At 67.8% G+C, this 14,539-nt stretch carries 11 protein-coding genes; 3 read left to right on the top strand and 8 right to left on the bottom strand.

The window, feature by feature from the left end:
* Positions 1 to 269 precede the first annotated feature (269 nt).
* The 3 genes from ACXAGF_RS16175 (at position 270) to ACXAGF_RS16165 (ending at position 3,496) form a co-directional block, all read left to right on the top strand.
* Positions 270 to 1,076: an SDR family NAD(P)-dependent oxidoreductase gene (locus ACXAGF_RS16175; RefSeq protein WP_475018401.1), complete on the top strand. Its 807-nt coding sequence runs from the start codon at positions 270 to 272 to the stop codon at positions 1,074 to 1,076.
* A 173-nt stretch (positions 1,077 to 1,249) separates the two neighbouring features.
* A complete protein-coding gene (locus ACXAGF_RS16170; RefSeq protein WP_475018400.1) occupies positions 1,250 to 2,197 on the top strand; it encodes a GlxA family transcriptional regulator in 948 nt (315 codons plus the stop codon).
* A gap of 255 nt (positions 2,198 to 2,452) precedes the next feature.
* Positions 2,453 to 3,496 carry an alpha/beta fold hydrolase gene (locus ACXAGF_RS16165; RefSeq protein ID WP_475018399.1) on the top strand — a complete coding sequence of 348 codons (1,044 nt, stop codon included), beginning with the start codon at positions 2,453 to 2,455 and terminating at the stop codon, positions 3,494 to 3,496.
* Between the two features lie 275 nt (positions 3,497 to 3,771).
* Here ACXAGF_RS16165 and ACXAGF_RS16160 read toward each other — a convergent pair whose 3' ends face one another.
* The 8 genes from ACXAGF_RS16160 to ACXAGF_RS16125 form a co-directional block, all read right to left on the bottom strand.
* The gene (locus tag ACXAGF_RS16160; RefSeq protein ID WP_475018398.1) at positions 3,772 to 5,094 is read right to left on the bottom strand and encodes a sensor histidine kinase; all 1,323 of its coding nucleotides are present in this window, start codon (positions 5,092 to 5,094) and stop codon (positions 3,772 to 3,774) included.
* Positions 5,094 to 5,831, bottom strand: a complete 738-nt coding sequence (locus tag ACXAGF_RS16155) for a response regulator (RefSeq protein WP_475018397.1) — start codon at positions 5,829 to 5,831, stop codon at positions 5,094 to 5,096. The genes ACXAGF_RS16160 and ACXAGF_RS16155 overlap by 1 nt, the downstream gene beginning before the upstream one ends.
* A gap of 269 nt (positions 5,832 to 6,100) precedes the next feature.
* Positions 6,101 to 8,662 (bottom strand): GcvT family protein, encoded by a 2,562-nt coding sequence (locus tag ACXAGF_RS16150; protein WP_475018396.1) that lies wholly within the window; start codon positions 8,660 to 8,662, stop codon positions 6,101 to 6,103.
* A 292-nt stretch (positions 8,663 to 8,954) separates the two neighbouring features.
* Complete coding sequence (locus ACXAGF_RS16145) at positions 8,955 to 10,223, bottom strand: glycerate kinase type-2 family protein (RefSeq protein WP_475018395.1); 1,269 nt, start codon at positions 10,221 to 10,223, stop codon at positions 8,955 to 8,957.
* 6 nt (positions 10,224 to 10,229) lie between these two features.
* Positions 10,230 to 10,547 (bottom strand): Dabb family protein, encoded by a 318-nt coding sequence (locus ACXAGF_RS16140; RefSeq protein WP_475018394.1) that lies wholly within the window; start codon positions 10,545 to 10,547, stop codon positions 10,230 to 10,232.
* 9 nt (positions 10,548 to 10,556) lie between these two features.
* Complete coding sequence (locus ACXAGF_RS16135) at positions 10,557 to 12,212, bottom strand: GMC family oxidoreductase (protein ID WP_475018393.1); 1,656 nt, start codon at positions 12,210 to 12,212, stop codon at positions 10,557 to 10,559.
* 37 nt (positions 12,213 to 12,249) lie between these two features.
* On the bottom strand, positions 12,250 to 13,026 hold the full coding sequence (locus ACXAGF_RS16130) for a 3-ketoacyl-ACP reductase (protein WP_475018392.1): 777 nt from the start codon (positions 13,024 to 13,026) through the stop codon (positions 12,250 to 12,252).
* Positions 13,023 to 14,531, bottom strand: coding sequence for a GMC oxidoreductase (locus tag ACXAGF_RS16125; RefSeq protein WP_475018391.1), 1,509 nt, complete (start codon positions 14,529 to 14,531; stop codon positions 13,023 to 13,025). The genes ACXAGF_RS16130 and ACXAGF_RS16125 overlap by 4 nt, the downstream gene beginning before the upstream one ends.
* Positions 14,532 to 14,539: the final 8 nt, after the last annotated feature.

The following is a 14,539-nucleotide window of genomic DNA, read 5'->3' as shown; positions in this document are numbered from 1 at the left end:
TGCGCGTGGGACACAGACCCGCGGCAACGGCCGGCGATCGCGTCGCTGTTCGGCGGGCCGGTGCAGCCGCCCGATGGCAGGGGGCCGAAGGCTGCAAGCCGGCGGCTGGAAGTGTCGCTTGTCCGACCGAGGTTGAAGTCGCGCGGCGACGGCGAAACGCCGTGAGCACATCCGCCGAACCTGTCCTAAATGGACGGATATATGACATTTGAGACAGAGGCGCCTCGCGCTACTGTCACCGCATGACCTTCAACCCAAGGAGCCCCGCCATGACCCAGAAACCGAAAGGGACCGCCCTGATCACCGGCGCTTCGTCCGGCATCGGCGCGATCTACGCCGATCGCCTGGCGCGCAGAGGATTTGACCTGATCCTCGTCGCCCGCAACCGCCAGCGCCTCGACGAACTGGCCGGGCGCCTCACCGGCGAGACCGGGCGCGGCATCGAGGTCGTCGTGGCCGATCTCGGCAGCAGGGCCGACCTCGGCCGGCTCGAGCAACGGCTCCGCACGGACGCCCGGATCACCATGCTCGTCAACAATGCCGGGGTCGGCGCCACGGCCCCGCTGCTGGCATCCGACGTCGACAAGATGGACGAGATGATCACGCTGAACGTCAGCGCGCTGACGCGGCTGACCTATGCGGCGGTGCCCGGCCTCGTTGCGCGCGGCGGCGGCACCGTCGTCAACATCGCCTCGATCGTCGGCATCGCGCCGGAGGTGCTGAACGGGGTCTACGGCGGAACCAAGGCCTTCGTGCTCGCCCTGACCCAGTCGCTGCAGAAGGAGCTTGCCGAACATAACATCCGCGTCCAGGCTGTCCTTCCCGGCGCGACGGCGACCGATTTCTGGGGCACCGCCGGCACGCCGCTCGAGCATCTGCCCGGCGAACTGGTGATGCCCGCCGAGGCGATGGTTGACGCGGCCCTGGCCGGGCTCGACCTCGGCGAGACGATCACCATCCCGTCGCTGCCCGACCGGGACGACTGGGAGGCCTACGAGGCGGCGCGGCAGAAGTTGATGCCCAACCTCTCCCGCAGCGCGCCCGCCGCTCGCTACCGGGCCGCTTCCTCCATGTAAGCGGAGCGGGGCGCGGTGGCATCGCCGCCCTGTCGAAGCGCAACCGGTCTTGCGTCCGCGATCGGGCGCAAGACCGGCTGCGGTTTGCCGAGTGGTTGGTCCCTGTCTCGCCGCGGTTCCTTTTGTCTTGGCCGGAATATGCTATGTCCGGCAATACGAGACAGGGGCGCGCGATGCACACGATCGGGTTTGTCGTATTTCCAGGTTTTCAGCTGATGGGCTTCGCCGCGGTAACGGCCTTCGAGATGGTCAATGCGGAACTCGGAGCGCAGGCCTACCAAATCGACCTGATCTCGGAGCGGGGCGGCGAGGTCCGATCGTCCGCTGGATTTGCCGTCGTGACCGATGCCTTCGGCGGCGGCAGCTATGACACGGTCATGTTCGGTGCCGGGACGACGATCGAGCCGATGACCCCGGGGCTGCGCGATTTTACCCGCCGTTCCTTCGAGACCGCGCGCCGCGTGGCGGCGCCTTGCACCGGCGCCTTCGTCCTGGCGGAAGCCGGCCTGCTCGATGGTCGCCGGGCGACCACGCACTGGGCCTTCGCCCGCCAGCTGCACGAACGCTTCCCGGCCGTGAAGGTCGAGGAGGACCGCATCTTCATCGTCGACGGCAGTGTCTGGACGTCGGCCGGGATGACGGCCAGCATAGACCTGGCGCTGGCGATGATCGAGGCGGATCATGGCAAGCCCGTCGCCCGCTCGGTGGCGCGCAAGCTCGTCGACTACCACCGGCGCGCCGGCGGCCAGTCCCAGTTCTCCGCCCTGCTGGAGTTGGAGCCGAAATCTGACCGGATCCAGAAATCGATCGACTACGCCAAGACGCATCTTCGCAGCGCCCTGTCGGTGGAAGAGCTGGCTGAGGCGGCCGGGCTGAGCGCGCGTCAGTTCAGCCGGGCCTTCCGGGCCGAGACCGGGCAAACACCGGCAAAGGCGGTGGAGCACCTGCGCGTCGAGGCGGCGCGGCTGCTGATGGAGCAGGGTCGGCATCCGATGGACGTGATCGCGGCCGAAACCGGCTTCGCCGACCGTGATCGCATGCGCCGCGCCTTCCTGCGCACGCTCGGCCAGCCGCCGCAGTCGGTCCGGCGGAACGCGCGAGAGCATGCAGGTGTTGAGTAAGCCGCAACGTTGCTCGGCGCGAGCCGCAATGCCGTTGCGATCGGACGTTGGATACGCCGGAACGAGAGCCTGGCGGCGGATGCCGATCGACCGGAATGTCCGGTTCGACTGAATCCGGAGGGCGGTCGCGGGTACGGAAGTGTGTCGCCGGCCGGGTTGGCCACTCTGGCATTCAAATGCCGGCGGTTCACACATACCCAGGATACATCGTTGCGGCTTCCATGGCCGTGGTTCACGCAATCAGGAAGACAATCGATGACAGAGAACGTCAACCAGCCGCGGCGCCGTTTGCTCGGAATGGCAGCGCTGGCCGCTGCCGCACCGTTCGGCCTTGCCGCCGCCGGGGCGCAAGGGGCCGGCCAGGGCCAGCACGTCGCGCCGATCACGCCGGGCAGCCATGCCGGCTTCGCCACGCTCAAGCAGATCGATGCCGGCCCTTTGAGCGTCGGCTATGCCGAGGCAGGGCCGGACGGCGCGCCGGTCGTCATCCTCCTTCACGGCTGGCCGTACGACATCCATACCTATGTCGACGCGGCGCCGCTGCTCGCGGCCGCCGGCTACCGGGTGATCGTACCCTATTTGCGCGGCTATGGCCCGACACGCTTCCTGTCGGCGGAGACGCCGCGCAACGGCCAGCAGTCGGCGCTCGCCGCCGACGTGATCGCGTTGATGGATGCGCTCGCAGTCGACAAGGCCGTCATCGCCGGCTGCGACTGGGGCGCGAGGACCGCCAATATCGTCGCCGCCCTCTGGCCGGAACGCTGCAAGGCGATGGTGTCGGTGAGCGGATACCTGATCGGCAGCCGGGAGGCCAACAGCAGGCCGCTGCCGCCGGCGGCGGAGCTTGCCTGGTGGTACCAGTTCTACTTCGCCACCGAGCGCGGACGCGCGGGCTACGCGCAACACCGCAAGGCGTTCGCCCGGCTGATCTGGCAACTGGCATCGCCGAGATGGGCCTTTGACGACGCCACCTTCCAACGCAGCGCTGCGGCTCTGGAAAATCCCGACCACGTCGACATTGCCATTCACAACTACCGTTGGCGGCTGGGCCTGGCCGACGGCGAGGCCAAGTACGACCAGCTGGAGGAGCGGCTGGCCGCGTTTCCGACAATTGGCGTGCCGACAATCACGCTCGAGGGTGACGCCAACGGCGCCCCGCATCCCGACCCGGCGGCCTATGCCAGGAAGTTCTCGGGCCCCTATGAGCATCGGCTGATATCCGGCGGCATCGGTCACAACCTGCCGCAGGAAGCGCCCCAGGCCTTTGCCCAGGCGGTGGTGGACGTCGTTCGGTTTTGATCGACCTGCCGACACGCCGTGGCCGCGGAGGCGAGGGGTCCCTTGAGGCAGGCATGGCCCCGCTCCGCGACCACATCAAACCTTTGCGGTCAGGACCGGGCGCCGGTGCTGCAGCCGGCGTCTTCGGCGTTGCGGATCGCGTTGCACAAGGAGACTGCAAGCAGAGGCAGGGATGGGACGCGCGCAGGCATTGAGCAGGCAACGGGCAATGTGGAAAAGCGATCCGGGGCGCCAGGGCAGCGTTGCTCTCAACGACGCCACCCGGCCGGGCGCGGTCAGCGCGGGAGGACGAGCTCGGCCACAAGGCCGCCGCCGTCGCGGTTGTGGAGGGCCAGGCGGGCGCCGATCGCCCCCGCCAGCTGGTGGGCAATGGCAAGGCCGAGGCCCGTTCCGCCCGTGTCGCGGTTGCGGGATGCCTCGATCCGAAAGAACGGCTTCAGGACCGCGTCCAGCTGATCCTCGGGAATGCCGGGGCCACGGTCGAGGACCCGGATGACGACGGTCTGGTCGCTGGGACGCACCACCTCGATCTCCGCGCCGCCGCCGAACTTGAGGGCATTGTCGATGAGATTGGTGAGGATCCGCCGCAGCGCGTGCGGCCGGGTCAGGACCGCGCCGTTCGTCATTTCCGTGACCGCCACGGACTTGCCGGTGTCCTGGTAGTCATAGGCGAGGCTTTCGACGAACGACGCCAGGTCGATGCGCGAGGCCTTCTCGGCGTCGCCGTGGACGCTGCGGGCGTAGGCGACCCCCTCCTTGACGAGGCGTTCGATCTCGCCGAGATCCCGGATCAGCTTGTCGCGTTCCACGACCTCCGCCGTCTCCGCGCGCAGCCGCATGCGCGTGATCGGCGTCTGCAGGTCGTGGGAGATCGAGGCGAGGATCTGCACCCGCTCCTCCAGATACTGGGCGATGCGGTCGCGCATGGCGTTGAAGGCGGTGGCCGCGTAGGCGACCTCGCGTGGGCCGGCCTCACTGAGACGCGGCGTGTTCCGGTTCGGGTCGAGGGTGTCGGCGGCCCGGGCCAGGTTGACGAGCGGTCGAATGGCCAGCCGCACCGCCAGCCAGCAGCAGACGACCAGCAGGGCGAGCTGGGCGACCAGCACCCAGGGCAGCCAGTGTGCGAGCGGCATCACGCCCCTCGGGGTGATGTCGATCGTCAGCGGTGCACCGTCGCTCAAGGTCAGGTGAGCCTGGACGCGCAGGTTGCCGCCGGGGATGACCGCAACCTCGATCGGATATCGCGCACCGACCGCCGATCGGATCCTGGAGGCGATTTCCGCGCTTGCGGCGTCGAGATCGCGGCTGCCGGGAAGCCCCGGTCCCAGGACGAAGCTGTAGCTGCCGCGATCGAGACGGTCGAGCCAGCCGGCGCGCTCGGCCTCAGGCAGCCGGTCGAGAATGGCGATCGCGGTCGCGACATTGGTCTCCAGCGTGTTAAACATCATCGACCGGGTCGCGCTGTAGCGCTCCCAGAACAAGAGCGCGAATGAAAGGGCGTGCGCAACCACCAGCCCGGCCAGAAGAATGACGAACAGCCGCGCCCCGAGCGTGCCTGGCCAGAGGCGCAATCCGCGCAGGCCGCCGCCGGCGGCCATCAGCGCGCCTCCACGATCTCGATCGGCATGGCGAAGACGTAGCCCTCGCTGCGGACCGTCTTGATATAGTTCGGCTCGCGCGCGTCGTCGCCGAGCCGCTGGCGGACGCGGCTGACCAGCAGGTCGATCGACCGGTCGAACAGGTCGGCATCGCGTCCCTGGGTCAGGTTGAGCAACTGGTCGCGGTTGAGAACGCGTTGGGGATGATCGACGAAGACACGCAGGAGGCGGTATTCGGCGCCGCTGAGCGCGATCACCGTGCCGTCGGCATCGACGAGATGCCGTGCGGTGGTGTCAAGGCGCCACTTGCCAAAGCGCAGGATCTGGCCGGCCTCCGATATCTGCAGGTTCGGCGGCAGCATGCGCGTGCGCCGCAGCACGGCTTTGATGCGGGCCAACAGTTCACGCGCCGAGAACGGCTTGGCGACATAGTCGTCGGCGCCCATTTCCAGCCCGAGGATGCGGTCCATCTCGTCCGAGCGGGCCGTCAGCATGACGATGGGCGTCGCCTTGTGCCGGCCGGCGCGCAGTTCGCGGCTGAGGACAAGGCCATCGTCGCCCGGCATCATCAGGTCGAGGATGACGAGATCGACGACGTTCGCCTCAAGGAATGCGCGCATCTGCCGTCCGTCGGCAACGGCCGTCACGCGCAGGCCGTTCTTGGACAGGTAGCCCGACACGAGCTCGCGTATTTCGCGATCGTCATCGACAATCAGGATGTGGTCGATGTGCTCCATGGTTTTCCCTCATGTGGCCGTCCCACAAATGGCTGGCGTGTGTCGCGCCTGTGTCCGGATGCCTTGCCGCTTGCATCCCGCTGTAACAGACAGCAAGCCGGATACATCCTGATACAAAGGTTCCAGGGCGCTGGGCAATATTGTAGACCCAGCCGGCCCAAAACTGCGCTGCCGAATGAGGGTTGGCGCTTCTGCGGACCTGGGGCCGAGCCAAAAAAGGCCCGCTCGGTTGCGAGCGGGCCCACGAGGGTGTCGTCCGATGCGGCCGATCAGGTGCGCGGCTTGAGGTTTTCCGGATCGTAGAGCGGCTTGTAGCCCACGGCCGCCACCTCCACCGGATAGGTTTCGGCGAAGTACTCGACATTCAGCTTGCGGCCGACCTGGCAGTATTCCTTCGGGAGGTAGGCAAGCGCGATGTTGCTGCCGAGCGTCGGGCCGAAGGCGACCGAGGTGGTGTAGGAGATGCGGCCAAGCTCGTCGACCAGCGACTTGCCGGTCTCCGGATCCTGCACCGGCATCGAGCCGACGGGGTAGCGCTTCACGCCCGTGGCGTCGGTGTTCTCGGTCATTACCAGCGTGCAGAGCATCGCCGGCTGCTGGGCACGTGCCTTGTATTCCAGATGCTTGGCCTTGCCGCGGAAGTCGGCGTCCTTGACCTTGGGACGGGCAAGGTCGGACTCGATCAGGTTGTACTGGGTCAGGAGGTCCGCGTTCTGCAGGCGCAGGCTCTTTTCCATGCGCCGCGAGTTGGCATAGGTCTCAACGCCGAAGGCCATCACGCCGGTGGCGCGCAGCGCATCCCAGACGGCCAGCCCGTCCTCGTACTTCATGTGCAGTTCCCAGCCCTGCTCGCCGACATAGGAGATGCGGAAGGCGGTGACCGGCTTGCCGGCGATCTCGATCGGCTTGATTGCGGCGAAGGGGAAGTTTTCCGGGTCGAGGCCGGCCGGGTCGGCGACCGCCTTCTTCAAGGTCGCGCGGGCGTTCGGGCCCCAGATGCCGATGGTGACGTATTTCTCCGACACGTCGGTGATGGTGACGTCGAGGCCGCGATCCTCGGCGACACGCTTCATGTAGTGAAAGTCGCGCGGGCCGGCGTCGGCGCCGTTGACCAGGCGGCAGCGGTCGGCCATGCGGAAGACGGTGAAGTCGGCGCGCACCATGCCCTCGTCGTCGAGGAAGTGGGTGTAGACGCCCTTGCCGACATTGGCGTCACCGCCGATTTTGGCGGCGCAGAGCCATTCGAGCAGCTCGACATGATCGGGCCCCTCGATGTCCACCATGTGGAAGTGCGAAAGGTTGACGATGCCGCAGTCCTCGCTCATCGCCAGGTGCTCGGCATTGGAGACGCGCCAGAAGTGGCGGTTGTCCCATTCGTTCTCGCGCACGGGGACGCGGTCGCCGTATTTTTCGAGAAGGTGTTCGTTGGCGGCGTAACCATGGGCGCGTTCCCAGCCGCCCAGTTCCATAAAGTAGCCGCCGAGCTCGACTTCGCGCTCGTAGAAAGGCGAGCGCTTGATGTTGCGGCCGCTGAGATAGGGCTCGCGCGGGTGCACGGCCGGGAAGTAGATCTTCTGCGCGGCTTCGAAGCAGCGGCCTTCGATGTGCTTTTCTTCGAGCTGGTGCGGGTAGAAGCGGGAATAGTCGATCGAGGCGTGGTCGATGGCGGTGCGGCCGTCGGTCATCCAGTCGGCGATCAGCTTGCCGTAGCCGGGACCGTCCTTGACCCAGATGGCGACGCAGTACCACAGGCCGCGCACCTTCTGGCTTTCGCCGCAGGACGGGCCGCCGGCGGCGGAAACCTGCAGCAGGCCGTTGAACGAGTGGCTCTCGTTGTAGCCGAGTTCGCCGAGGATGGGGGTCAGCTCGATGGCGCGTTCCAGCGGCTCGAGGATCTGTTCCATCTCAAGGTCGCGCTGCGAGGGCGAGAGGCGGGCCTGGTTCTTCTCCAGCAGTTCGCGCGGGTGGCACAGGCGCGGGTTGGCGGCCTCGTAGTAGCCCCATTCGATCTGGCCGCCCTCGGTGGTCTTCGGGTCGCCGGTGTCGCGCATATAGGCCGAATTGCCCTGGTCGCGCAGGAGCGGGTAGCCGATCTCCTTGCCGGTGCCCTCGAACTCGTTGTAGGGGCCGAAGAAGGTGAGCGGATGGTCGACCGGCATCACCGGCAGGTCCTCGCCGACCATTTCGGCGATCAGGCGGCCCCAGAGGCCGGCGCAGACGATTACGTGGTCGGCCATGATCGTGCCGCGGTGGGTGACAACGCCCTTGATGCGGCCGTTTTCGACGATCAGCGACTGCGCGGGCGTGTTGCCGAACATCTGCAGCTTGCCGCTCTTCTCCGCCGCGTCGACGAGCTTGCCGGCGACGGTCTGCGACCGCGGCACGACGAGACCGGCGTCGGGGTCGAACATGCCGCCCATCACCTGGTCCTGTTCGATCAGCGGGAACAGTTCCTTGATCTCGGCGGGCGAGACGTAGCGGGCGCGGGTGCCGAAGGCCTTGGCCGAGGTCAGCTTGCGCTTGATCTCCTCCATCCAGGTGTCGTCGCCGGTGCGCGCGACTTCCAGGCCGCCGATGCGGGCGTAATGCCCCATTTTGTCGAAGAAATCGATCGAATACTGGGTGGTCCAGACCGAAAGATAGTCGTGGCTGGTGGTGTAGCAGAAATCGGAGGCATGTGCGGTCGAGCCGATATCGGTCGGGATGCCCGACTTGTCGATGCCGACGATATCGTCCCAGCCCCGCTCGATCAGGTGATGGGCGACCGAGGCGCCGACGATGCCACCCAGCCCGACAATTACAACCTTCGCCTTGTTCGGAAACTCTGCCATTGATAGCGACCCTAGTTGGTATTTGCGCCGGATATTAAGACCTGGCGCGGCGCGACTACAGCCTGTCTACGACATTATCATCCTGCTGCACGACCAGCGTGCTGTTGCTGCATGTTGATCGGAGCCGATGCCGGTGACCGGTTTTATGTATATGAAATAACTATTCTAATTGGCGCCGCGGTCCGGTCGGATCCGGCCTGCAAATGGCGGATGACGGCTGCATGCGCCGCCTGTTCCAGGCGCGTCAGCAGGCGAGCGCAGGTCTTGCGTCATGGCGGCCCGGATCGCGTCGTCAGAGGATCAGAATCGCGCGGAAATCGTTGACGTTGGTGCCGGTCGGGCCGGTCGTGAACAGGTCGCCAATGGCCGCGAAGGCGGTGTAGGCGTCGTGGCCGAGCAGGCGGGCACGGGGATCCTGGCCGGCGGCGCGCATGCGGGCGAGCGAGCCGCCATCGGCGAAGGCGCCGGCATTGTGCTCGGAACCGTCGCGGCCGTCGGTGTCGGCAGCCAGCGCGTGAATGCCGGACAGCCCGTCGATGGCTGCGGCGAAGGACAGCAGGAACTCGCTGTTGCGTCCGCCCTTGCCGTGTCCCTCATGGCCGATGGTCACCGTCGTTTCCCCGCCGGAGAGAATGAGCACCGGCGCGGCGAAGGGACGGCCGCGGGCGCGCACCTCGCGGGCGATGGCGGCGTGCATCAGGCCGATGTCGCGGGCCTCGCCCTCGATCGAATCCGACAGGATAACGGTTTCGATCCCGGCTGCGCGTGCCTTGGCGGCCGCTGCTTCCAGCGACACGCAGGCCGATGCGATCACGTGATGCTCGTGGCTGGCGAAGGCCGGGTCGTCCGGACCGGGCGCTTCGGCGGCGGCCGAGGCGATGTGGTCCATCACCGGCCCGGGCAGGGTCATGCGGTACTGGCGAACGATGTCCAGCGCCTCCTGCGGCGTCGAACCATCGGGCACGGTCGGTCCGGAGGCGACGTGCGCCGGGTTGTCGCCGGGAATGTCGGAGACGATCAAGCTCACGACCCGCGCCGGCGCGGCCGCATGCGCCAGCCGTCCGCCCTTGATCCCCGAGACGTGCTTGCGCACCACGTTCATGGCCGAGATCGGCGCGCCGGAGGCAAGCAGCGCCCGGTTGACGGCGATCTCGTCGTCGAGGGTCAATGAGCCGGCGGGGGCCGGTAGCAACGAGGAACCGCCGCCGGAGACGAGGGCGATGACGAGGTCGTCCGCGGTCAGGCCCTTTACGGCATCGAGCAGCCGCTGCGCCGCCGCCAGCCCGGCCCTGTCGGGCACCGGGTGCGCCGCCTGCAACACCTCGATCGAGCCGCAGGCGGCCACGGGACCGTGCTGGGCGACGACGACGCCCTCGAGCGGTCCCTGCCAAAGGCGCTCCAGCGCCGCCGCCATCTGGCTCGCCGCCTTGCCGGCGCCGACCACGATCGTGCGCCCTTTCGGCGCCGCCGGCAGGTGCGCGCGGATGGCGGCGAGCGGATCGGCGGCGCTGACCGCTTGGCTGAACAGCGAGGCGAGGAGGGTGCGAGGATCGTCAGTCATGCCGGATCAGTCCACCGATTCGAGATCGTAGACAAGCACGCCGCTCGTGCCGTCGAGCGCGGCGGCGACAATCTTGGCGCCGGTCGCCCTGTGAGCCTCGTCGGCGAGATAGGCGTCGCGGGCGAAACCGTCGTCGAAGTCGACGATGAAGCCGTCCGAGAAGCCCTTGTCCATGCCGATCTCCGGGCTGACATTGGTGCCGACATGCACCGCCAGCAGGCCGGGAATGCGCCCCTTCAACGCCGCGATCTCATCGAAGATCTCGGCCTTGGCGGCGGCGGAGATGGTCGGCTTGAAGCGGATGAACACACAGTGGCGGATCATGCTCGTCTCCTATCGGATGCCGGCGCGGGCGCGCGGCCTTGCATCGTTGCGCTCGTGGGCGAACACCTGCGGCGGCAGCGGCGGCAGTTCGCGGATGATGTCCGCGCCCTTTTCGCCGACCATGATCGTCGGGGCGTTGGTGTTGCAAGAGGGCACGCGCGGCATGACCGAGGAGTCGCACACACGCAGCCCGTCAAGGCCGCGCACCTTCAGGTCCGGCCCGACCACGGCGTCCGGGCCGGTGCCCATCCGGCAGGTGCCGACCGGGTGGTGGTCGGTCTTGGCGTTGGCGCAACCGTATTCGAACAGGTCCGCCTCGCTCTGGCATTTCGGCCCCGGCAGCCGCTCGGCCATGACATAGGGCTTCAGCGCTGCCTGGCTCATGATCTCGCGCGCGATCTTCAGCCCCTCGATCGACATCTTGCGGTCGTGCGGATCCTCCCAGTAGTTCGGATCGATCAGCGGGGCTGCGGCGGGATCGGCGGCGGACAGCCGCACGGTGCCGCGCGAACGCGGGTGCAGATAGGCAGAGTTCAGCGTGACGCCGGCGTTCTTCAGCCGCTCCACGCCCGCCTCGATGCCGGAGCCGAGGCCGAGGTGGAACTGGATGTCGGGCGAGCGGGCGTCGGGGTCGGCATACCAGAACCCGCCCGTCTCGAAGAGCGAGGAGGCGACCGGGCCGGTTCGGAACAGCACGTATTGCAGGCCGGCCCAGAGCGTGCGGTGCAGCTTTGCCACGTTGTCGTAGGTGTGGTCGCCGGTGCATTCGCAAATGACGAACAGGTCGAGGTGGTCCTGCAGGTTGGAGCCGACGCCTGGCAGGTCGTGCCGAACCGCGACGCCGACCGAGGCGAGGTGGTCGGCCGGGCCGATGCCCGACTGCAACAGCAACTTCGGCGAGCCGATCGCGCCGGAGGACACCAGCACCTCGCGCTCGGCTCGGATGGTCTCCGTGCCGCGCGACGTCACGACCTCGACGCCGACGGCGCGGGTGCCCTCCAGAACGATGCGGGCGACGCGGGCCCCGGTGCGGATCGTCAGGTTGCGTCGGTCCTTCACCGGCGAGAGATAGGCAAGCGAGGCCGACGAGCGGCGGCGGTTGCGCTGGGTCAGCTGGTAGAAGCCGACCCCGGCCTGCTGGCTGCCGTTGAAGTCGTGGTTGTAGGGGATGCCGAGTTCCTGCCCGGCGCGGATATAGGCATCGCAGATCGGCAGGCCGGAGACCGGCATGGAAACGCCGAGCGGGCCGCCATAGGAATGGTAGTCGTCGGCAAAGCGCTGGTTGTCTTCCGCGCGCTTGAAATAGGGCAGCACCGAGCGGTAGTCCCAGCCCTCGCAGCCGTCCTCGCTGGCCCACAGGTCGTAGTCGACGGCGTTGCCGCGGGTGTAGAGCTGGGCGTTGATCGAGGAGCCGCCACCCATGACCTTCGCCTGGGTATAGCGCAGCACACGCCCGTTCATGTGCTTCTGCGGCACCGTCTCCCAGCCCCAGCTGGCGACGCCCTTCGTCATCTTGGCGAAGCCTGCCGGCATATGGAACAGCGGGTTCCAGTCGCCGCCGCCGGCCTCCAGCAGCAGCACGCGCACGCCGGGGTCCTCGGAGAGGCGGCTGGCGAGCACGCATCCGGCAGGCCCGGCACCGGTGATGATGTAGTCGTAGGTCATGCACGTGTCCTCAAGAATTTGTCATCAGCGGGATCGCCTAAAGCCGCCCGATCGACAGACCGCCGTCCAGGTCGATCACCGAGCCGGTGGCGAAGGCGAAACGGCCGGAGGCGAGCGCGGCGACGGCCGCGCCGATGTCGCCCGGCTCGCCCCAGCGCTTCATTGGCACGAGGCCGCCGGCGATCAGGGTGTCGTACTTGGCCGAGACTCCGGCGGTCATGTCGGAGCGGATGATGCCCGGGCGCACCTCGAAGACCGAAATGCCGGTCTCCGCCAGCCGCAGCGCCAACCCCCGGCTGAAGGCGGCAAGGCCAGCCTTGGTCATGCAATAGTCTAGCCGCTCGGGCGAGGCCAGGGCGGCCGAGACCGAGGTGATGTTGACGACCGTCCGCGGCACGGCGGCCGGAGCCGCGGTCATTGCCCGCAGCACGGCCTGCGTGAAGAACACGGTGCCGCGCAGATTGGTGGCGACGATCGCGTCGAAGTTTTCCGGCGTCAGCTCGAGGAAATCGCCGCGCACCCGCGAGGCGATGCCGGCATTGTTGACGAGGCAGTCGATGCGGCCGAAGGCGCCCATGACGGCGTCGACGGTCGCCGCGTGACCGTCCACGTCGGCGAGGTCGGCCTTCAGGTACAGGGCCTGCGCGCCAAGGCGGGCGAGCTCGTGGCGCATCGCATCGGTGCTGGCGTCGGTATCGCCGATGCCGGTCACGGCAAGGTCGAAGCCCTCGGCGGCCAGTGCGCTGGCGATGCCGAGACCGATGCCGCGGCGACCGCCGGTGACGATGGCGAGGGGACGGGACGGTGTCGTCATGCTGCAAGCTCCCGCGTGCGGATGTGGTCGGCCACGCGCAGCGCCTGCGCGGCGACCGTCAGTGCCGGGTTCACCGCGGCCGAGGTCGGCAGGAAGGCGGCGTCGACGACGAAGAGATTGGGGTGGTCGTGGGCGCGGCAGTGGATATCAAGCGGGGCGGTTGCCGGATCGGTGCCGATGCGCACGGTGCCGCACTGGTGCGAGGGCGTGCGCTTGTCGAAGGCGCGCGACAGCACGATCGGAAAGCCTGCTTGCTTCAGCACGGCCTTGAGCTTTGCCACCAGACCGAGGTGCGCCTGCCAATTGGTCCGGGTCCATTTCAGCACGATCCGGTCACCGTCGACCATGATGCGGCTTTCGGGATGCGGCAGGTCCTCGCTGACGGTGTAGAAGTCGATTGCGTGTTCGGAGACGCGCTGCAGCAGCCATTCGGGCACCATCGGCATACTGGCCTTGAGGATCTTGCCGGAGACGCGGCCGAGCAGCTGGACGTTGCCGAGCGGCGGCCCGCCATTGCCGTCGGAGAGGTAGAAATCGTTGAAACCGAAGGTCTTCTGGTAGGTCGAGGTGTTGCGATAGAACGGCGAAAGGGCGATCACCGCGCTGGAGTTATGGTTCATGAAGTTGCGGCCGACCTGGTCGGACGAATTGGCGAGCCCGCGCGGGTTGGCCTCGTTGGCCGAGCGCAGCAGAAGTGCGGCGGACTGCACCGCGCCGGCCGAGAGGATCACCAGCTTCGGCGCGAGGCTGTGCTCCTCGCCGTTTCGCGTGTAGCGGAGGGCGGTGATCGCCCGCCCGTCCGCGGCCGTCTCCAACCTCGTCACCCGGCTGCCGGTCTGGAGCGTGACGTTCGGATGCCGCAATGCCTCGGCAAGGGCGGCGCTCTCGGCGTCCATCTTGCCGTCGTCCGCGTTGGGATGGGCGTCCCACGGCGTCTTGCCCTTCTTCAGCCAGCGTTCGATGTCGACGCCGAGCGGCAGCGCGGATGGGTGCATCCCGGCGGCCTTGAGCCGCTGGCGCACGGCCGCGATTGCCGGCTCGTCGGGGACCGGCGGGAAGGGATAGGGGGCGGAGTGCACAGGTTCGGTCGGGTCCTCGCCGAGGCTGCCACGGACCTGGTAGAGCCGCTCCGCCGCCGTGTACCAGGGTTCCAGTTCCTCGTAGGGGAACGGCCAGGCCGGCGAGACGCCGTCGCGATGACGCATTTCCAGGAAGTCCTCGCGCCGGTAGCGCAAAAGCACCGCGCCGTAGAACTTCGAATTGCCGCCGACATTGTAGTAGTTGCCGGGGTTGAAGCCCGTGCCGCCGGCCTCGTACCAGGTCTCCTTCGGGCGGAAATGACCGCGCTGAAAGATCGCGCGCTGGTCGCGGTTCTCCGGCCGGTCCTCGATGTGGCCGCCGGCCTCGAGGATCAGGATGCTGGCGCCCGCCGGCGCAAGGCCGGCGGCGACCGTGGCGCCGCCGATGCCGGAGCCGATGACGACGATGTCGGGTTGCACGCTCATCAGGTCGC

The organism is Mycoplana sp. ABR4_002 (assembly GCF_056159645.1).
This window is presented reverse-complemented; position numbering and strand designations above follow the sequence as displayed.